Source organism: Rhodopirellula europaea 6C (genome assembly GCF_000338295.1).
GTDB classification, from domain to species: Bacteria; Planctomycetota; Planctomycetia; order Pirellulales; family Pirellulaceae; genus Rhodopirellula; species Rhodopirellula europaea.
Genome location: NZ_ANMO01000143.1, coordinates 1 through 672 on the forward strand (window position 1 = coordinate 1; position 672 = coordinate 672).

The following is a 672-nucleotide window of genomic DNA, read 5'->3' on the forward strand; positions in this document are numbered from 1 at the left end:
ATCGGGGATCACTGTCGTTTCCGTTCAGTATCGGTACATCCAAGACGCTTTGGCCGGACATGTCACGCCGCCGGTCAAGGCACCGATGTCGGATTGTGCTCGCGCGTTGCAGTTCGTCCGCTATCACTCGAAGCGATTTGGAATTGATCCGGATCGAATGATCGCGGTGGGGGGATCGGCCGGTGCGTGCACTTCGTTGTGGTTGGCTTTGCACGATGACATGAAGGATCCATCGAGCGAGGATCCGATTGCACGCCAGTCCACTCGATTGATGGGGGCTGCTGTGATCCGTCCTCAAACGACACTCGATCCGAAGCAAATGCGGGAGTGGACGCCCAACAGTTGGTATGGCGGCCATGCGTTCGGCCGGTTCGCGAAAAAAGGTGACAAGAAACCGGCCCAATTCGCGACGTTTTTGGCGGCGAGAGAAGACGTTCTTCCGTGGATCAAAGCGTACTCTCCGATCGAGCATGTCTCGTCGGATGACCCGCCGATCTACATGTTCTACAGCGATGTGCCAAGGATCGGGCAGAAGCAAAGCGACCCGACGCACACATCCAATTTCGGCGTGAAGCTGCAGGAGAAGCTTCATGAGTCAGGCGTTGAGTGTGAATTGCACTACAAGGGAGCTGATGTGGAGCACACGACGGTGCTGTCGTATGTGCTGGATCG

At 56.5% G+C, this 672-nt stretch carries 1 protein-coding gene; it reads left to right on the top strand.

Annotation, left to right across the window (positions count from 1 at the left end):
• Positions 1 to 672 (top strand): alpha/beta hydrolase (locus tag RE6C_RS15550; RefSeq protein ID WP_039962236.1); only part of this gene is annotated, 672 nt, incomplete at both ends.